This window comes from Pseudoalteromonas sp. (assembly GCF_041629635.1).
Taxonomy (GTDB): domain Bacteria; phylum Pseudomonadota; class Gammaproteobacteria; order Enterobacterales; family Alteromonadaceae; genus Pseudoalteromonas.
The window spans coordinates 48,347-66,873 of the sequence record NZ_JBFKMX010000003.1; the positions used below are offsets into that span (position 1 = coordinate 48,347).

Sequence of the window (18,527 nt, forward strand, 5' to 3'; positions counted from 1 at the left end):
GATAGGAGCTAAAAAAATGAGTGAAGAAAGAGTTCTTTCGTCAAATTCAGCCGACGTAAATGATGAAGTATTACAATGGGTAACGTTTCACTTAGGAGAAGAAACGTATGGTATCAATGTAATGCAAGTACAAGAGGTACTGCGTTATAGTGAAATTGCTCCGGTACCTGGTGCGCCAGCTTATGTGCTAGGTATTATTAACTTACGCGGAAATGTTGTTACTGTTATTGATACACGTACGCGTTTTGGTTTAAACAGTGCGGAAGTAACAGATAATTCACGAATCGTGATTATTGAAGCCGAAAAGCAAGTGATTGGTATTTTGGTTGATAGTGTTGCAGAAGTAGTTTATCTCCGAAGTTCTGAAATTGATAGTGCACCAAATATTGGCACAGAAGAAAGTGCCAAGTTTATCCAAGGTGTTTCTAATCGTGATGGTGAGCTATTAATCTTAGTTGATTTAAATAAATTACTCAGCGACGAAGAGTGGGATGAGCTAAGTAATTTCTAATGATATGGCAAATTATTTCAATCGCTGCTTTGTGTGTTGCTATTTGTGCCTGCATAATTGCGTTTAGTGCATTACTACGCTTAAAGCGGGTACAAAAGATACATAAAGACAGTGAGTCTCAGTTAGTAAAACAACAAATAATTAATAAAAATGAAATCGAAGAAATCCGCTCTGGTTTATTAAAAATTGGTAAACATGTGATGGAGTTACAATCTGAAGCACAAGAGTTAAAACAGAAGCAGCAAGATATTCAACTGGCTGACCCTGAATCAAAGATTTACTCTCGTGCCGTTAAAATGATCGATTTAGGGGCTGATATCGAAGAAGTCATGCGTGAGTGTGAGTTACCAAGAGCAGAAGCCGAACTACTTTTTACTCTTCACCAAAAAGAAGGGTGACATGCCAAATAAAAGCCTAGTGATTAGACTAAAAGGTCAACGTTTTCTAGGCTTTTACATCTAATTTGTTATGTAACGCCTGCCACCCTGGTGGAAATTTCCCTTGCAATACATAAGAAAAAGCAATCAATTCAGCAATCACATAATACAGCTCTTCAGGGATCTGCTGACCAATTTCTAGGTTAGCTAAGCTGGTTGCTAATGCCTCATCTTGATGCAATAAAATATCGTTGTCTTTTGCATACTGAATAATGTGCTCAGCTAGCTCACCGAAGCCCTTACTGCTTACTTCAGGTGCGCCTTGTCCATCATAAAAAAGGCCTATTGCTGATTTTTGTGTCGTCATATTAAACCTTAATATTCACTATGCCAGAGCGGGTCTTAAGCTGATGCTGCTCAGTTAAGTTAAACTCGCTGCTTAAAATTTCAATACCATGCTGTGTTAACTTTTGTTCAAGTAACTGTGCTTGCGATTTTGCTTTGTTTATTAGTGCTTCACTGTCAGAGTTAAAGTTCAGTGATAATTGCTGTTTATTGAGTTCTGCTGCAATACTTAAAATATTATTTTCAATTTCAAATGCTAAGTTTACATGCCAAATAGAAACAATCTCACCATCACTCGTTTTACGCTGTTCTTGCTCGATGGTAATTGGCGTCGTGGTAAGTTTTTCTGTTTGTTGTTGTGGTAACGCAAACTGGATATTTACTAGGGGCTGTTCGGTATTTGAGGCTTGCTGTGAACTTGACTGAAAAGTGCCTTGTAAGTTTTTTTGCAGTGACGTTAAGTTGTCACTTAAGCTTTTTTGCAAAGCACCCGGCATTGCTAACTGCCCCTTAAGTGATTTACTTTCTTTTTTATTGTGTAACCCCTTTGTTAAGCTGAGCAACAATGGCAGTAAATTTTCTAACTTTCCTTGCTGTTCGCTCACGAGATTGTTTTGTTGTAATAAACCATTTGCGGCAAGGGAAATCTTAGCATGCTCAATCACACCAATGGGTGTTTGCAAGGAGTCGATTTGTGTAATTTGTGCTGGAGCAATGATTGATTTTATTTGCATCAAAACCGGTTGCAAGGCTGTTGACTCATTTACCATTCTACTAAAGGCTGAATTAACCAATTTGGTTAACGCTTCTGGCAATAGAGGAGATGCTGCTGTTTTATTTAGTTGTGTCGCTAAGGTATGCAAAGGGTTTTGCTTTGCAATTGCTTCTAACGATAATTGGGTTGGTTTTGCTATATCGAAATTGGCTTTAACGCGAGTCGTTATGTCACCTTTTAAGTTAACAGTGTCTTGATGTTGTGGTAAAGCTGCACTAACCGGTCTGCTATAAACAGCTGCTTTTTGCGACTTATCCGAAATTGCTGTTAATAATGGTAATTTAGAAGGCGTAACGTCTTGTTTTATAGAAGTAGAATCAGCTATTTGAACAGTGTTTGTTATATCAAGCTTTGGTAAATTTACACTCCCTTTAGTTGCATGATTTAGCGTGATACTTCGTTCAAACAAAACGGCTTTAATACTTGCTAACATTGGTGCTATAACTGATTGGCTAAAGCTTTTTTGCGTTGCAGTCATACTATTTATGATAGGCAGTTCTTTTATTGCTAATTGAGGCGCAGAAATCAATTCTCGCGGCGCAACTTTTAATGTGGCTTGAGAGGTGTTGAGCGCTACCTTAAATATTTGAGATGGTAGATTTAATACTGCTTTATCACCTAAGTTATTAAGATTAAATGTAAGCTTTTGATTTGTGATAACTTGAGGTGTATTTGTTAGTAATACAGGACTGTTATTAATACTAAGTGCAGGTGTCTTCTTCGCATCAAACTGTAAAAGAGGTGATTGCAGTTTTACAAGCTCAATTGCCTTTTTAATTGGTAAAACTTGTGACTGCACCGGTTGGCTGTGCTTATCAAGTTTAATATTTAAACTTAATTGCTCGTGTTTGTTTTCAACTTCAATAATTGCCGGCTGCTGATGCTTTACTAAGCTTGCAAGACTTTTAGGCAATTCGGCTGATATTGCCACATGATTTGCTTTTACCAACAGATGCTTATCTAAATTTGTAATTTGCGCAGGTATTGCAAACTTGTCTTGCGTTGTTTCTGCACTATTCGTTGCAAGCTTTAAAAGTTGAAAAATAACTTGTTGTGGCAATTTAATGCTCTGTTTTGGCAGATTTATTAGAAGTTCACTCAAATTTGTCGTCACTGACAGTTGTGCTTTATCTGTTTGCAATTGCAGTGGTTGAGAAGGGATCGTCAATTCAACCAGTTTGGGTGTTAATTGTGAGAGCGTGAAAGACAATTTATTGTCAGTTACAGAGAGATTAGTAACGTTCACAGTCTCTTTTATTAATGAGCTAATAAGTTGTTGGCTTGCTTTTGGCGGTAAATTCAGTTGTTGTAAAAGTTGTTGTAGCTGTTTTACCTGCGTTAATTGGTTTTGCGTAAGTTGAGATAACGCGCTTTGCTCAAGCTCATTACTTGGGGTAGATACAATGTTTAGCAGAGATTGGATATCTGTCATCTGTTTTAAATCAAGCTATTGCCAATTTCTCTTATCGAGGAGATTACGTTTTACAATACCATTATGTTAGACTAATGCCCAATTTTAGGTCGAGAGATAGTTAAACTTGTTAAAAGTAGATTCAATTTGCTGCGTTCGGCAAGATAGATGTTTGTTTGAAGATCTCTCTTTTGAATTACATCAAGGGCAAATTGTCCAGTTAGAAGGGCAAAATGGCGCAGGTAAAACCTCGCTATTACGTATTTTAGCTGGTTTTGTACGTGCTGAATCTGGCAAAGTGATGTGGCAAGGTGTGGATATTGCAAAAGACAATTTACAATTTGCTTGTGACACACTTTATATTGGCCATAAAACCGGCGTTAATGGACAATTAACTGCACTTGAAAATCTGGCTTTTTGGCTTGAAACGCATGGTTTAGAAACACAGCAAAATTTGCATGATGTATTAGCGCAACTTGGATTAGTTGGTCTTGAAGATGTACCTGTACGTTTACTTTCGGCTGGGCAACAACGCCGTGTTGCACTTGCACGCCTTTGGCTTAACAAAGCAAAGCTTTGGATGCTAGATGAACCCTTTACTGCGGTCGATAAAAAAGGAGTGGTACTGTTACAGCAACAATTCAAAAAACATTTAGCACAAGGTGGCGCGATTATATTAACAAGTCACCAAGACCTTACAGAACATTTCCCAGAGCTGTCGCGCTTAGTACTGGAGTACCGTTTCTAAATGAAAACTCACGACTCTTACTGGCGCTTATTTTCAAGTATTTATAAAAAAGATCTTACGCTTGCGTTTCGACAGCGTTCAGAGATTATCAATCCTGTTTTATTTTTTATTATTGTTATTACCTTGTTCCCGCTAGGCGTTGGGCCTGAGCCTAATCTATTAGCGCGCATGGCACCTGGCATAATCTGGGTAGCTGCATTGCTCTCTACCATGTTAGGTTTAGATAAAATGTTCCGTGATGATTACGTGGATGGTACGTTAGAGCAGATGATGTTGAGTCCATTTCCTGTATCATTAACGGTGCTTGCCAAAATTGCAGCACATTGGACTGTGACCGGGTTACCCTTGGTGATTATGACACCTATGTTTGCTTTATTACTTAATCTAGAAAGTGAAGCGTTAACTGCGACCTTGTTAACGCTACTGATTGGTACACCGTTATTAAGCCTAATCGGGGCGATAGGTGCGGCGTTAACGGTTGGGTTACAAAAGGGCGGTGTACTCCTTAGCTTGTTAGTATTGCCACTGTATATTCCAGTATTAATTTTTGCGACATCCGCTATCGACGCGGGGGCGATGTCGCTTGACTACTCTGGTCAATTAGCCATATTAGGGGCGCTTCTTGCCGGTGCAAGTGTATTGGCGCCATTTGCCGTTTCATCATCTTTAAAAGTGAGTGTGAGTTAGTTATGTGGAAGTGGTTACATCCATATGCGAAAGCAGAAAAAGCCTATCAAGTATGTAATACTTTGATGCCGTATTTTGCCGTAGTTGCTGTGATTGGTTTAATTGTTGGCTGGACATGGGGCCTTGCTTATGCGCCTGCTGATTACCAACAAAAAGACAGCTATCGAATTATCTTTATTCATGTTCCTTCCGCCATATTGTCAATGGGGGCTTACACCTCAATGGCGATTACCGCATTTATTGCCATGGTGTGGCAGATCCGAAATGCTGAATTGGCCGTAATTTCTATTGCGCCAGTGGGTGCAGCGGTTGCCGCAATTGCATTAATCACTGGTGCTGCATGGGGTAAACCTATGTGGGGCACATGGTGGGTATGGGATGCACGCTTAACCACCATGCTGATTTTACTGTTTTTATATATTGGTGTGATTGCGCTTTATCACGCTTTTGAAGATAAAGGTGCGGCAGGTCGTGCATCTTGTATCTTAGCCATGGTAGGTGTGGTTAATGTGCCCATTATTCATTACTCAGTTGAGTGGTGGAATACTTTGCACCAAGGCTCAACAATTACCAAGTTTGATGGTTCAGCGATTGATAGCAGTATGTTGTATCCGTTGCTTATCAATATCTTAGCATTTGCATGTTTAATGGCTGTTATCGTGTTAATGCGCTTAAAGAATGAAATTTTAGAAAGAGAAAAGCACCGCCCCTGGGTGCGTAATTTAGTGAGTGGAGGTAAAAATGCAGTTTAACTCGCTTTCAGAATTTTTTGCGATGGGTGGCTATGGCTTTTATGTCTGGCTCTCATATGGGGCATGTGCAGTGATTTTATTAGGTATTTTTATATCGAGTAAACGCACTCATGGAAAAATTTTAGACGATGTAAAATCGCAAATCGCGCGCGAAGCACGTATTAAAAAGGCGAAGGAGCAGGGGCTGTGAATCCAAGACGTAAAAAACGAATGTTTACCATTATTGCGGTGCTTTTGGGTATCGGTTCGGCGATTGGCCTAACGCTTTACGCGTTACAAGAAAACATCAATCTATTTTATACTCCATCCGAGCTAATTGATGGTAAAGGGCCTAATAAAGAGAAGCCATTTATCGGTCAAAAGCTGCGCATTGGCGGTATGGTTGTGCCTGGCTCAGTTGTGCGCAATGAAGAATCGTTAGATGTAGAGTTTAAACTGATTGATACTGGACCATTAGTAACCATACGTTATCACGGCATTTTACCGGATTTGTTCCGTGAAGGTCAGGGTATTGTTGCTCAGGGCGTGCTAATCGAACCAAATGTAATTGAAGCATTTGAAGTGTTAGCTAAGCATGATGAAGAATACATGCCTGCTGATGTTGCTGAAGCCGTAAAAGGAATTAAACACGAAAAACCAAAATATAATCTAAATAACGGCGGTTACTAATTATGATTGCTGAATTAGGTTATTTATCGTTAACGCTAGCCCTAGCGTTTGCGATATTACTCAGTGTTTATCCTATGTATGGTGCTGTAAAAGGTAATTTACGCCTAATGCAAAGTGCACCATCGTTTGCATTAGCGCAGTTTATTTTTACTGCGCTTTCATTTGGTATCTTAATTTACGTTACCTTAATTGATGACTTTACTGTAGCGTATGTAGCGAGTCACAGCAGTACTAAATTGCCTTGGTATTATAAAGTTACCTCTACATGGGGTGGTCACGAAGGTGCGGTATTACTTTGGGTACTTATGCAAACTGGTTGGACTGCCATTGTTGCATTTGCCTCTAAATCATTACCTTGGCAGTTGCGCGCTCGCGTATTGTCTATTTTAGGCTTCCTGGGCCTTGGTTTTATTCTTTATACGCTTCTGATGTCGAGTCCATTTGAGCGTTTACTACCTTACTATCCAATTGAAGGTCACGATTTAAATCCATTATTACAAGACCCTGGCATGATTATTCACCCGCCGTTATTGTACATGGGCTACGTTGGCTTATCGGTGTCGTTTGCATTTGCGATTGCGGCGCTTTTAATGGGTAAGTTAGATAACACTTGGGCAAAATGGTCGCGTCCTTGGACTATGGCCGCGTGGTTATTCTTAACCCTTGGTATTACAATTGGTTCTTGGTGGGCTTATGCCGAGCTTGGCTGGGGCGGTTGGTGGTTCTGGGATCCAGTTGAAAACGCGTCACTCATGCCATGGCTTGTTGCTACAGCACTTATTCACTCTCTTGCGGTAACTGAAAAGCGTGGTGTATTTAAGTCGTGGACGGTGTTACTAGCAATTGCTGCGTTTTCACTCACACTGCTTGGTACATTTATTGTGCGCTCGGGTATTATTGTATCGGTACACGCATTTACCACTGATCCTGGTCGCGGTTCATTTATCTTATCTTTCCTTGCTATCGTTGTAGGCGGAAGCTTATTACTTTATGGCTTAAGAGCTGGCACAGTCGAATCAACATCACGTTATAAACTGTTCTCTCGCGAAGTGGCCCTTTGGTTAAACAACTTATTACTATGTGTTGCGACGCTCATTGTACTTCTTGGTACATTACTCCCTATGGTTCACAAAGAACTTGGTATGGGAACAATTTCCATTGGGGTGCCTTTCTTTAATCAAATGTTCTTCTATTTGCTAGTGCCGTTTTCGCTGTTACTTGGCTTAGGGCCAATGCTGCGCTGGAAACAAAACCAGTATTCGCATTTGATGAAAAAGTTAATTGGCGCGTTAGTTGTGACAACAGTGATTACCTTTGCTTGGCTTTACTCAAGTTATGAAAATGTATCAACCTCAACTCTTGTCGGTGTCTTTTTTGCACTTTGGGTTTGTTTAACTGGTGCTATCGACTTACTTGAGAAATTGAGTAAAGAGGGGGCTTCAATCGCAAAATTGGGTAACAGTTTTTGGGCAATGCACACAGCGCATTTAGGCTTTGCTTGTGTTGTGCTCGGCGTGACATTAACGTCTGCTTACTCGGTTGAAAAACAAGTTAAAGTGAACCCTGGTGAGCAAGTCCAATTAAATGATTACAGCTACCGCTTTGAAGGTGTAAAAGCGATTGTAGGTCCTAATTATAAAGGTCATGCAGGCGTTGTAACGGTATTTAAAGATAACCAGAAAGTCACTGAGCTCTATGCAGAAAAGCGTCAATACGATGTGGGTATGCAAGTGATGACGGAAGCCGCAATTGATGCCAAATTAAGCCGAGATTTATACCTTGCGCTTGGTGAGCAACTAAGCAATGGTGCATGGGCGTTACGTATTTATGAAAAACCGTTTGTACGCTGGATGTGGTTAGGTGGTTTGCTAATGGCGTTTGCTGGCTTATTTATGATGTTAGATAAGCGTTACCGCCGTAAAACAGCTGTAGCTGCTGAAGTAAAAGGAGTTACCGCATGAAAAACAAAAGCTTAATGTTGATCCCTTTTATTATTTTTGCAGTGCTATGCGTATTTTTACTGAAAGGCTTATTTGGTAATCCAAAGGAAATTGAAACAGGGCGTTTGGGTCACACTATGCCTGCATTTAATTTACCGGATTTAATGGATGAAAATAAACGTTGGACAGAAAAAGACTTACTTGGTGATGTGTATTTATTGAATGTGTGGGGCACTTGGTGCCCGACATGTTTAATTGAACTACCTTATCTAACAAAGCTTCGCGGCCAAGGTGTTAAAATCATCGGGTTATATTATGAGCAAAACTACGATGCTGATTTTGGCGACGTGTTTGACTTGCCTGCATTACAACGTGAGGTTAAGGGAATGTTGTCACGCACCGGTGACCCGTACCAGTTTAATATTTTAGATCTTAATCGTACCCTCGCGTTAGACCTAGGCGTTTCAGGTGCACCAGAGCATTTCCTAGTGGATAAAGACGGTAAGATTATCCTGCATCACACCGGTGATATTAATGAACGAGTATGGCGTGCTAAATTTGCACCTAAGTTATTAGAGCTCCAGTAATGAAGAAGTTTTTAATTGTGTTATTAACGATTTTCTCGGCACATTTATTTGCGGCAGAAAATCAATATCAGTTTAACAGTGCTCAAGAAGAGCAACTGTTTCGTGAGCTAACGGCTGAACTGCGCTGCCCTAAATGCCAAAACCAGAATATTGCCGATTCGGATGCGGTTGTGGCTAAAGATTTACGTGAAAAAGTACTGCAGTTGGTGCAAGAAGGGAATGATAAAGACCAAGTGGTTGACTATATGATTGACCGCTATGGTTATTTTGTTCACTACAAACCACCTGTAACACCGCTCACGTTATTACTTTGGGTATTACCATTGGGTTTTGTTTTTCTCGGTTTTGTTTTTATTTTGTTTAAGCAAAAGAAACAGGCGAAAAACAGCGCACAGTGGAGCGATAGTGATGAGCAAAAACTGGCAAAACTTATTGCCAAGTATAAGGAACCAGCATGATTACGTCGTTTTATTTTTATGCTGCAACCCTTGTAGTAGTTGGTTTGTTTTTCGTGGTTTTTCCATTCACACGTAAAGAAAAAGCAATTAAAACCAACCCAAATGCTTTACGCATTTCTGATTATGAATCTCGACTCGAAGAGCTATCGCAAGAAGTCGATACAGGCAAACTTAGCGAAGAAGCTTATAACATTGCAGTAATCGAGCAAAAACAAGCGCTGTTACAGGAACTAGCACCTGAGCAACAGCTTAATCAGCGCGGAAATCGCTCTATAATAGCATTAACTGCTAGCTTGTTCACCGTGACTTTTTGTCTCGTGTTTTACTTGATGACTGGTAGCTTTAATTTACTTACACAATGGCAAGAAGCAAAAGATAACTTACCAGAGCTCGGCAAGCGTGCTGTTTTACAGCAGGGTGAACCGCTATCTAATAACGAAATGCAAGAGCTTGCTTTAGGACTTCGCACTAAACTTGCTGAGCAAGGTGATGATGAAATGGCATGGCTTTTATTAGGCCGTATCATGCTGATGTTAAATGATTTTGAATCAGCAAATATGTCATTTGAGAAAGCCATCTCGATGAATCCTAATAATGTGAATGCATTGGTGAGTAAAGCGCAAGTACTAATGTTAGAAGGATCTGAACTTTCAATAAGTAAGGCTGCAAAAGTAGTATCTAATGTACTTAAAATTGAGCCTAGTAACTCAGATGCACTTTCGATGTTGGCATTAATTGCCTATGAGCGTGGTGATTGGCAGCAGTCGCTGGCAGCTTTTGAGCTTATTCTAGGACGTATGTCAGAGACTAACCCAAGTTATGCGATGTTGAGTGCCCGTGTTGAAGAGTTAAAGGCTAAAGTAGCTCAAGAAACTTACACTTCTAAACAAAATTCACTTGGACAAGGCCTTGCCGTCACGGTAAATATTACGCTTGCTGATGAACTGAAAGATAAATTGCCACGTAATGGTGTGTTATTTGTTTTTGCAAAAGCAGAAGTTGGCCCGCCAATGCCTTTGGCTGTTGTCAAGCAGGCAAATTGGCAGTTGCCTTTGCAAGTCACTTTATCTGAAAGTGATGCAATGGTAGCAGGCATGACGTTTGCTGAGTTTAAGCGTGTTAAAGTTGTCGCACGAATTAGTAATGACGATAAGGTTGATACGCAAGCAGGCGAACTTGAAGGGCAAACTAATGGTTTCGATATCGAACAAGTCAATCAAGTAGAATTAACAATTGATACATTACTCTAAGTTATAATAGGGATTCTGAGTGCTTAATCAAAAATGCCAAATGATCATCACCTTGATAGTGGTATGGGGTTTCCTACTGCTAACAGGGTGTGCGCAGGTGCCACCTGAAAAGGAAGACGCACGCGACCCACTGCAGTCAATCAACAGACCAATTTATGATTTTAATATGGATGTGCTTGATGCATATCTGTTAAGGCCTGTTGCAGTCGGTTATGGCAAAATTACGCCGCAACCTGTTCGTAATGGTTTAGTTAATGCTACCAACAATCTTGATGCACCTATTGATGCGACAAACTCCTTATTACAAGGAAAGGTGTCTAATTCAGGTGTGAATGTTGCGCGTTTTTTGGTGAATTCTACGGTCGGTCTTTTTGGAATTTTTGATGTTGCCTCAGAAATTGGTTTGGTAGAAGAAACAGAAGACTTTGGTCAAACCTTAGGTGTTTGGGGGGCAGGCAATGGTGCATTCTTGATGTTCCCGGCTTATGGTCCAAGCACGGTGCGAAATATGTCAGGTGATATGGTAGATGCCTTTGTGTTACCGAGTTTAACACTCGGTACGCCAGTGACGATTGGTAAGTGGGTAATTAAGGTGCTAGAAGCACGTGCATCACTTATCCCGCAAGAGGCTCTACTAAATGAGTCACTCGATCCTTATCTATTTGTGAAAGATGTTTATCTTCAGCGACAACTTTATAAGCTATACGATGGTAACCCACCACTACCAAAGGTGGAAAAAACCGAAGAACAAACCGCAAATGATGATTTTTTTGAAAACTTATAGCCCAATTTAAGAAAAAACCGACAATATTGTCGGTTTTTCTCAAGATAGGTTTAAATTAATTACTCATTGTATCCATTTGGATATTTGCCCACTGCAATGCGTCGTGGTAAGCGGTAGGAATTTCATCAGCTTTAAGGTTAAGTCGGGCTTTGATTTCGTTAGCTTCTTTCCATAATGCTTTCTCATAAGCTTCAACTAAGCCTAAGTACTCAGCTAATCGACCTTCACGTTTTAGGATTGCTAATTTAATCTCTTCTGATAATGGTAGCTTTTCTAAAACAGTTTCCATTGATTGATCAAGAATACCGTCGATAAGCGAAAGCATGCCTGTAAGGAAGGCTTTGGAGGATTCTTGGTGATGACCGGCTTGCTGAGAGAGTAGCTCTGCAAATTTTGCTCTCGTTAAACATAAGCGCATCAGTTCTGGTGGCTTGTCAGAGGCAACTTGAGCTGTGAATAGTACGGATAAGAAACGTTTGAGCTCTTCTATGCCTAACACTACTAGTGCTTGTTTGATTGTACTTATTTCTGCACGACGTTTAAAGGCGGCAGAATTCGAATATCGAAGTAATTTATAAGATAAGTTAACATCTCGCTCGAAAACTTCTGTCACTTTCTTTAAGTCCATCTCTGGGCTGGATGTTTCATAAAGTAGCTCTGCAAGTGTCATTTCGTTAGGTGCTAATGCACGGCTTTGCACTACTTCAGGTTTTGCGAAGAAAAAGCCTTGAAAGTAATGAAAACCAAGTTCCATTGCTTGCTCAAATTGTTCAGGAGTTTCTACTTTCTCCGCAAGATAGCGGATACTTGGAAAGCTTTTAGTCTCTTCAATTATTTCATTAATTTGTTCAAGGGTTGTGTCTAGCCAGTCAATCTTGATGATGTCAACGTAGGGGTAAAAATGACGCCAAACAGGGGCATGTTTGTAATCATCAAGAGCGATAGTATAGCCCATCTCTTTGAGCTCTTTGACCGCAGTAAGCAAACGTTTGCCTGGTTGCACTGTTTCTAAAATTTCGACAACAACTTCTTTATTGCCTAGGGTTTTTGCATATCCTTTTAATAATGTTTCAAGCGTAAAGTTGATAAATGCGGGTTTGTCACCCGTCATATCCTCAAGTCCAAGGCTTAACTGGCTACCTTCGATAAGGCGGGAAGTTGCTTCGTCTTCATTTATGTTAGGAAATACATTTTCTAAACTGTCTCTAAAGAGCAGCTCATAGCCAATTAGCTCTTTATCACGATTTAGTATAGGCTGTCTCGCTGCATAGAAATACATAAAAGCAGAGGTCCTGTTTGTTGTCTAAAGTTTTTTATGATCTGAATATAGGATAATTGAGTGTGTATTTCACCTACTTTTGGTTATTTTTTCTGAGGTGAATTAATTTGGCGCACTACAAATTGCTTTTATCGCAAGAAATAAACAAATCAAACTAATGTTTTGATATAGTGAAATATTATGACATTACGCATTCATTGAGAAAATGCGAATAAAGTACCAAGTTTGGTATGTAGGAGAGTTACTTTGGAGTTTGGCACCATTTTTTCGTTAGGGCTATATTTTGTAGTCATGCTGGGTATAGGCTTTTATGCTTATAAAAAATCAACCAGCGATGTATCAGGTTATATGCTGGGAGGACGAAACCTTAGCCCAAGTGTAACAGCATTATCTGCAGGTGCATCTGATATGAGTGGCTGGATGTTGATGGGCCTGCCTGGTGCAATGTATTTATCGGGTTTAAGCAGTGCCTGGATTGGCATTGGTTTAATTATTGGTGCTTACCTCAACTATTTAATTGTAGCGCCGCGCCTTCGCAGCTATACCGAGCTTGCTAACGATTCGATTACCTTACCGGACTTTTTTGAAAACCGTTTTAATGATGATAAACGCATTTTGCGCGTAATTTCATCCTTGGTAATAATTGTCTTCTTTACATTATATACTTCATCAGGTGTTGTTGCTGGCGGCAAGCTGTTTGAATCAAGCTTTGGCATGAGCTATGAACTAGGATTGTATGTCACAGCAGGTGTTGTTGTCGTGTATACATTGTTTGGTGGCTTTTTAGCGGTGAGCCTGACCGATTTTGTTCAAGGCTGTATTATGTTTTTAGCACTTGTGTTGGTGCCGGTAGTGGTGCTTACTGAAGTTGGTGGATTATCAAATGCTGTGACAACAGTTGAACAGCTAAATCCAACATTATTGAGCTTTGTTTCTGGGGTATCTGTGCTGGGTGTAATTTCTGCAATGGCATGGGGTTTAGGTTATTTTGGTCAACCACATATCATTGTACGCTTCATGGCTATTCGTTCAGTTACAGACTTGCCAATCGCCAGACGTATTGGCATGAGCTGGATGATTGTCTCATTAATTGGTGCGTTAGCAACTGGCTTTGTTGGTGTAGTGTATGTGGAGCAAACGGGCACAGAATTAAAAGACGCAGAAACCATCTTTATTTTACTATCACAAGTATTGTTTCATCCTCTGATTGCTGGCTTTTTACTCGCAGCTATCTTAGCGGCTATCATGAGTACGATTTCATCGCAGTTATTGGTGACATCAAGCTCATTAACTGAAGATATCTATAAAGCATTTTTTAACCAGCAAGCTTCTCAAGCAAACTTAGTATTGGTTGGGCGTATTTCGGTATTAGTTGTTGCTTTACTTGCTATTTTCCTTGCATATGACAGAGACAGTTCGATTTTGAATTTAGTTAGTAACGCATGGGCGGGTTTTGGCGCTGCGTTTGGGCCTGTTGTTATTTTCAGCCTTTATTGGTCACGTATGACTAAACAGGGGGCACTTGCTGGGATTATTTCAGGTGCGATGACCGTTTTGTTGTGGATTTATTTACCAATCACTGTAAACGGTGAGAGCTTAAGCAGCTTAATGTATGAAATTGTTCCAGGTTTTGTGATTGCTAGTATTGCAATTGTAGTTGTCAGCAAACTATCAAGTGAACCAAGCGAAGAGCAAATAGCACTGTTTAATAAGGTGCGTAATAGCTAGTATTAAACAGCAACAAGTTTGAAGGATTATTAGGCATGAAAAGTGTGATGTGGCGTTGTGTGCTTATTTGTTTAATGATGTTTTTTGGCTCTGCTATTGCAGAGCCAAAAAACGAAGTAACAGTAAAGGATTTACTTGAGCAAGAAGAAGCTGAACAACAAGTACAAGCAACAAAAGAATTAAATACATTTGTTGGTTGGGATACACTAGGGCGCGAAACGCCACGCACCAGCTTGCAAGGATTTTTAACTGCAGCTCGTCAGTTAGACTACCAAAGTGCTTCGGACTACCTTGATTTTAGAAATTTGCCATTTACCGTGGCTGCCGATCAAAAAGCCGAAATAGCTCGTCAACTCCATGTCAGTTTGGATAGGGCGCTGTGGATTGATATTGATGGTCTTTCAGGTGATTTACTCGGAAAATTACCTGAAAATGTACCTGATTATCGAGATTTAGTGGGCACGATCGATACACCTGAAGGCACAGTGCCAGTTTTATTACAGCGCGTTCCAAGTAGCGATAATAAACGCATTTGGAAAATATCAAATGCAACAGTTGCGAAAGTACCCCTGTTAGATAAGTATTATGGCTACAGCGAAATAGGTGAGTGGTTATCAATTCATCTGCCTAATTATCGCTTTATGGGGGTGATGCTTTGGCAGTGGCTTTACTTTGCCGTAATGTTTGCTATTTATATAGTTGCCGTGTGCTCGGCATATTGGTTACTTAGCAAAATAGCGCAACTAGCAAATTTAAAATTAGCTTATTACCTTAACTTCTTGTACGGCCCTCTTAGCTTTTTAACTGCTACGATTTTAACCCGTAATTTTTCTGATTCATCCAATGTCACCTTTGCAGTGAAAGCGGTTGCTGAAGCTTCCACCATTTTGATTTTAGCTTGGCTGTGGTTTTTATGGCGAGTTGTTGAATTATCTAAAAGTAAGTTATCTGAAAAGCTGATTGCTCAAGGTAAAAAACACGCTACATATTTATTACGCCCCGCGGCGAATGTATTAAAAACATTGCTGGTAATAGCGGCTATATTAATTTGGTTGGAAAACTTAGGTTTTAGTGCAACGACCATTATGGCTGGTTTAGGTATTGGTGGCTTGGCCGTTGCTTTAGCTTCACAAAAGTCTGTTGAAAATCTAATAGGTGCGGTTACCTTATATTCGTCCACGCCGGTAAAAGTAGGTAACTTATGTCGTGTCGGTAAATTTGTAGGCACGGTAGAGGAGATTGGTCTTCGTGCAACACGAGTTCGTACCATTGAGCGCACGGTTGTGTATATTGCCAATGCTAAGTTTATCGATATGGAGATTGAGAATTTTTCTGAGCGTGAAAAAATGGCATTTAGACCAAATCTATTGCTTGAAATGCCCGAGTCGAATGAACAATTAACAGAGTTTAATGCCGCTCTCAAAGCACTGCTCGAACAGCATGAATTAATTGATGAAAGCCCTTGCCGTGTTTATTTTAATGGTTTTAGCCCATTTGCGGTTGAGTTGTATGTATTGTCTTATATTACAACGACAGATTTTGAAACCTATCTGCAAGTAAGTGATGCACTTCACTTCGAAATCATGAATTTATTACATCAACATAAACTAAAATTGGCTGCTCCCGAATTGTTACAAGCTTAATAATGTAAACTGTTTGTAACTTGGCTGCGGCCATTTGTCCTTTCTTTAAATATAGTTTTTTAGACTTTTTTTGCTATTTTGCTGCTAAAAGATGAAAAAAAGATCACTTGGGCTATATTTCATATTCGATCTACTGAAACTTTTCAAGGGCATATGTCCTTCTGAAAAGGTGGCGATTTGTATTATTTTTGCCGCAAATGGATAAGGGTGTAAACAACATGTTAACCAGTGAGTTAGCTGTTGCGGCGCTGTTCAACCCGCAGTATTAAGTACTCGTATTGAAGGGTCCGCGTTATAACGTGAAAAGTTGAACTTCGCCATTCACTTTAAAAGGATACAAGCATGATTTTGACACTACTGATGACAACAAAGTAGGTCAAATCAAACGTTTTATTTTGAGTGCACAAGGTTTTAAACCACCATGAAATATCTACAAAAGTCCAAGCTAGCTAAATTAATTCAAGGTTCACTATTTTCTTCTATAGTTGTATCAGGTGCAGCATTTGCACAAGATGAAGAAGCAGGTGCTGCGTCATCTCAACTAGAAGTAATCCAAGTAACTGCACGTAAGCGTGTTGAAAATGCTCAGGAAATTCCTGTAGCTGTATCAGCACTGCAAGGTGATAACCTAGATGCTTACAGCTCTGCAGGTATGGATATTCGTTTTATGAATGCGAAAATTCCAAGTTTATCAGTTGAGTCTTCATTTGGTCGTACTTTCCCACGTTTTTATGTGCGTGGTTTAGGTAACACTGACTTCGATCTAAACGCATCTCAGCCTGTATCACTAGTAGTAGATGATGTTGTTCAAGAGAACCCAATTTTAAAAGGTTTCCCTGTTTTTGATATCGAACGTATCGAAGTACTTCGTGGTCCACAAGGTACGCTATTTGGACGTAACACGCCTGCTGGTCTTGTAAAGTTTGACTCAGTTAAGCCTTCACAAGAATTTGATGCATATACATCTCTTTCTTACGGTACGCGTGGCGCAATGGATTTTGAAGGTGCTGTAGGTACAGGCCTTACTGATAACATCTCAATGCGTGTTTCGACGCTTTGGCAAGAAAAAGATAACTACATCGATACAGTAGCACCCGGTGCTGAACAAAAAGATGTTTTAGGTGGTTACAGCGAAAAAGCAGCACGTGTTCAGTTCCTTTATGAAGGCAACGACTTCACTGGTCTTTTAAACCTACGCTACCGCGACCTTGATGGTGAGCCAATTGTTTTCTACGGCAACCTAATGGATGTGGGCTCAAACAAAATTCGCGCGGGTTGGAAAGATGATGTTGTTCATCACGATGCAGCGAAAAATGCAACGCAACAAGTTGAAACTCAGGGTGTAAGCTTAAAACTTGAGTGGGACTTAAACGATCATACAATTACAAGTATTTCAGCTTGGGACAGCGCAGAAATTTATTCTCGTGCTGACGTAGATGGTGGTTACGGTTGTGGTTTCTGCGGTATGGAAACTGGCCATGGTTTTATTCCATTTGCAGCAGAAAGTGCGGATGCTATTCCTGATCATGACCAAATCACACAAGAACTTCGCCTATCAAGTAACTTTAGCGGCGATGTAAACTACCAAGTAGGTGTGTTCTACTTTGATGAAGATTTAACAATCGAGAGCTTCAGCTACGATACGTTAGCAAATGGTGTACAAAACGGTTATGCGGTGCAAAACCAGCAAACGAAAGCATGGGCATTATTCGGCTCTGTTGATTACACTGTGAGTGACGATTTAAAAGTAACAGCTGGTCTTCGTTATTCAGATGACGATAAAGACTTTGTTGCTGAGCGTATTCAAGGTCCATTCGGTTCAGGTACAGCAATGGGCACAGCAAACCCAAGTGACGAACACGTTTCATGGGATCTATCTGCAACTTATAAATTAACAGATGATGTTAACTTATTTGCTCGTGCGGCAAACAGCTTCCGTGCACCAAGTATTCAGGGTCGTATCTTATTTGGTAATGAAGTAACAGTTGCTGAATCTGAAACAATTAACTCTATTGAAGCGGGTATTAAGTCAGATGTATTAGATGGCCGTGGCCGTTTAAACATGACGGTATTCTACTATCAGATGGACGATCAGCAATTAACAGCGGTAGGTGGTGACTCTAACTTCAACCGTTTATTAAATGCTGATAAAACAACTGGCTACGGCTTTGAAATGGACTCTGAGTGGGTGCTTGCAGACAATTTCTTTGCAACATTTAACTTAAGTTACAACAACACTGAGCTTGATGACGAGACATTATATCTACCAGGTTGTTTCGGCTGTACTATCACTGACCCTATGGTTGAAGGCAAAGGCTACAGCATCGATGGGAACAGCTTACCACATGCGCCAGAGTGGATTGCTAACTTCACGTTACGTTACAGCAAAGAAATCGGCGATGGTGAATTCTTCGCTTACACTGATTGGTCATACCGCAGTGAAATCGATTTCTTCCTTTACCACTCGGTTGAGTTTACAGGTGAAGCATTATTCGAAGGCGGCTTACGTACAGGTTATAACTGGGCGTCTGGCGACAACGAATATGAAATTGCAGCGTTTGCACGTAACTTAACTGACGAGCG

Annotated in this window: 18 protein-coding genes; 15 read left to right on the top strand and 3 right to left on the bottom strand. The window is 40.2% G+C overall.

All coding sequences use genetic code 11. The features are described 5' to 3' along the window. Positions 1-16 precede the first annotated feature (16 nt). Both ABYD77_RS00920 and ABYD77_RS00925 read left to right on the top strand, forming a co-directional pair. Positions 17-511 carry a chemotaxis protein CheW gene (locus ABYD77_RS00920; protein ID WP_372766086.1) on the top strand — a complete coding sequence of 165 codons (495 nt, stop codon included), beginning with the start codon at positions 17-19 and terminating at the stop codon, positions 509-511. Further along, the gene (locus ABYD77_RS00925) at positions 511-909 is read left to right on the top strand and encodes a DUF2802 domain-containing protein (protein ID WP_372766088.1); all 399 of its coding nucleotides are present in this window, start codon (positions 511-513) and stop codon (positions 907-909) included. Before ABYD77_RS00920 ends, ABYD77_RS00925 begins: the two co-directional genes overlap by 1 nt. Positions 910-955: 46 nt before the next feature. Here ABYD77_RS00925 and ABYD77_RS00930 read toward each other — a convergent pair whose 3' ends face one another. Next, complete coding sequence (locus ABYD77_RS00930) at positions 956-1,255, bottom strand: EscU/YscU/HrcU family type III secretion system export apparatus switch protein (RefSeq protein ID WP_372766090.1); 300 nt, start codon at positions 1,253-1,255, stop codon at positions 956-958. A 1-nt stretch (position 1,256) separates the two neighbouring features. Next, positions 1,257-3,440, bottom strand: coding sequence for a hypothetical protein (locus ABYD77_RS00935; RefSeq protein WP_372766092.1), 2,184 nt, complete (start codon positions 3,438-3,440; stop codon positions 1,257-1,259). Positions 3,441-3,546: 106 nt separating this feature from the next. Here ABYD77_RS00935 and ccmA point away from each other — a divergent pair, with 106 nt between their 5' ends. Genes ccmA through ABYD77_RS00985 form a run of 10 tightly spaced genes read left to right on the top strand, consistent with a single transcriptional unit; the run spans position 3,547 to position 11,294 of the window. After that, positions 3,547-4,167 carry a cytochrome c biogenesis heme-transporting ATPase CcmA gene (gene ccmA / locus ABYD77_RS00940; RefSeq protein ID WP_372766094.1) on the top strand — a complete coding sequence of 207 codons (621 nt, stop codon included), beginning with the start codon at positions 3,547-3,549 and terminating at the stop codon, positions 4,165-4,167. Then, a complete protein-coding gene (gene ccmB, locus ABYD77_RS00945; protein WP_372766096.1) occupies positions 4,168-4,854 on the top strand; it encodes a heme exporter protein CcmB in 687 nt (228 codons plus the stop codon). Positions 4,855-4,856: 2 nt separating this feature from the next. Continuing rightward, positions 4,857-5,606: a heme ABC transporter permease gene (locus ABYD77_RS00950; RefSeq protein WP_372766098.1), complete on the top strand. Its 750-nt coding sequence runs from the start codon at positions 4,857-4,859 to the stop codon at positions 5,604-5,606. Then, complete coding sequence (gene ccmD / locus ABYD77_RS00955) at positions 5,596-5,796, top strand: heme exporter protein CcmD (RefSeq protein WP_274760539.1); 201 nt, start codon at positions 5,596-5,598, stop codon at positions 5,794-5,796. Before ABYD77_RS00950 ends, ccmD begins: the two co-directional genes overlap by 11 nt. Continuing rightward, a complete protein-coding gene (gene ccmE, locus ABYD77_RS00960) occupies positions 5,793-6,275 on the top strand; it encodes a cytochrome c maturation protein CcmE (protein ID WP_372766100.1) in 483 nt (160 codons plus the stop codon). The genes ccmD and ccmE overlap by 4 nt, the downstream gene beginning before the upstream one ends. 2 nt (positions 6,276-6,277) lie before the next feature. After that, positions 6,278-8,236 carry a heme lyase CcmF/NrfE family subunit gene (locus ABYD77_RS00965; RefSeq protein ID WP_372766102.1) on the top strand — a complete coding sequence of 653 codons (1,959 nt, stop codon included), beginning with the start codon at positions 6,278-6,280 and terminating at the stop codon, positions 8,234-8,236. Then, positions 8,233-8,802 carry a redoxin family protein gene (locus ABYD77_RS00970; protein WP_372766104.1) on the top strand — a complete coding sequence of 190 codons (570 nt, stop codon included), beginning with the start codon at positions 8,233-8,235 and terminating at the stop codon, positions 8,800-8,802. The genes ABYD77_RS00965 and ABYD77_RS00970 overlap by 4 nt, the downstream gene beginning before the upstream one ends. After that, positions 8,802-9,260: a cytochrome c-type biogenesis protein gene (locus tag ABYD77_RS00975; RefSeq protein ID WP_274760536.1), complete on the top strand. Its 459-nt coding sequence runs from the start codon at positions 8,802-8,804 to the stop codon at positions 9,258-9,260. The genes ABYD77_RS00970 and ABYD77_RS00975 overlap by 1 nt, the downstream gene beginning before the upstream one ends. Beyond that, entirely contained in the window at positions 9,257-10,510 is a 1,254-nt protein-coding gene (gene ccmI, locus ABYD77_RS00980) for a c-type cytochrome biogenesis protein CcmI (protein ID WP_372766106.1), read from the top strand. Before ABYD77_RS00975 ends, ccmI begins: the two co-directional genes overlap by 4 nt. 40 nt (positions 10,511-10,550) lie before the next feature. Beyond that, positions 10,551-11,294, top strand: a complete 744-nt coding sequence (locus ABYD77_RS00985) for a VacJ family lipoprotein (protein ID WP_372766120.1) — start codon at positions 10,551-10,553, stop codon at positions 11,292-11,294. A gap of 55 nt (positions 11,295-11,349) precedes the next feature. On the opposite strand, the gene ABYD77_RS00990 is transcribed toward ABYD77_RS00985, so the two are convergent. Then, the gene (locus ABYD77_RS00990; RefSeq protein WP_372766108.1) at positions 11,350-12,573 is read right to left on the bottom strand and encodes an EAL and HDOD domain-containing protein; all 1,224 of its coding nucleotides are present in this window, start codon (positions 12,571-12,573) and stop codon (positions 11,350-11,352) included. Between the two features lie 246 nt (positions 12,574-12,819). Between ABYD77_RS00990 and putP the strand changes: the two genes are divergently transcribed. From putP to ABYD77_RS01005, 3 genes are all read left to right on the top strand, one after another. Continuing rightward, positions 12,820-14,301 carry a sodium/proline symporter PutP gene (gene putP, locus ABYD77_RS00995; protein WP_372766110.1) on the top strand — a complete coding sequence of 494 codons (1,482 nt, stop codon included), beginning with the start codon at positions 12,820-12,822 and terminating at the stop codon, positions 14,299-14,301. 35 nt (positions 14,302-14,336) lie between these two features. Beyond that, positions 14,337-15,944, top strand: coding sequence for a mechanosensitive ion channel family protein (locus tag ABYD77_RS01000; protein ID WP_372766112.1), 1,608 nt, complete (start codon positions 14,337-14,339; stop codon positions 15,942-15,944). 421 nt (positions 15,945-16,365) lie between these two features. Then, positions 16,366-18,527: TonB-dependent receptor (locus tag ABYD77_RS01005; protein ID WP_372766114.1), on the top strand; the 2,162-nt coding region annotated here is incomplete at its 3' end.

Bases quoted from the DNA above. Each gene is read 5' to 3' on its own strand.
- ABYD77_RS00935 (WP_372766092.1), bottom strand. From the start codon at position 3,440: ATGACAGATATCCAATCTCTGCTAAACATTGTATCTACCCCAAGTAAT.
- ABYD77_RS00925 (WP_372766088.1), top strand. From the start codon at position 511: ATGATATGGCAAATTATTTCAATCGCTGCTTTGTGTGTTGCTATTTGT.
- ccmD (WP_274760539.1), top strand. From the start codon at position 5,596: ATGCAGTTTAACTCGCTTTCAGAATTTTTTGCGATGGGTGGCTATGGC.
- ABYD77_RS00965 (WP_372766102.1), top strand. From the start codon at position 6,278: ATGATTGCTGAATTAGGTTATTTATCGTTAACGCTAGCCCTAGCGTTT.
- ABYD77_RS00985 (WP_372766120.1), top strand. From the start codon at position 10,551: ATGATCATCACCTTGATAGTGGTATGGGGTTTCCTACTGCTAACAGGG.
- ABYD77_RS00975 (WP_274760536.1), top strand. From the start codon at position 8,802: ATGAAGAAGTTTTTAATTGTGTTATTAACGATTTTCTCGGCACATTTA.
- ABYD77_RS00950 (WP_372766098.1), top strand. From the start codon at position 4,857: ATGTGGAAGTGGTTACATCCATATGCGAAAGCAGAAAAAGCCTATCAA.
- ABYD77_RS00920 (WP_372766086.1), top strand. From the start codon at position 17: ATGAGTGAAGAAAGAGTTCTTTCGTCAAATTCAGCCGACGTAAATGAT.
- ABYD77_RS00930 (WP_372766090.1), bottom strand. From the start codon at position 1,255: ATGACGACACAAAAATCAGCAATAGGCCTTTTTTATGATGGACAAGGC.
- ccmI (WP_372766106.1), top strand. From the start codon at position 9,257: ATGATTACGTCGTTTTATTTTTATGCTGCAACCCTTGTAGTAGTTGGT.
- ABYD77_RS00990 (WP_372766108.1), bottom strand. From the start codon at position 12,573: ATGTATTTCTATGCAGCGAGACAGCCTATACTAAATCGTGATAAAGAG.
- ABYD77_RS00970 (WP_372766104.1), top strand. From the start codon at position 8,233: ATGAAAAACAAAAGCTTAATGTTGATCCCTTTTATTATTTTTGCAGTG.
- ABYD77_RS01000 (WP_372766112.1), top strand. From the start codon at position 14,337: ATGAAAAGTGTGATGTGGCGTTGTGTGCTTATTTGTTTAATGATGTTT.
- ccmB (WP_372766096.1), top strand. From the start codon at position 4,168: ATGAAAACTCACGACTCTTACTGGCGCTTATTTTCAAGTATTTATAAA.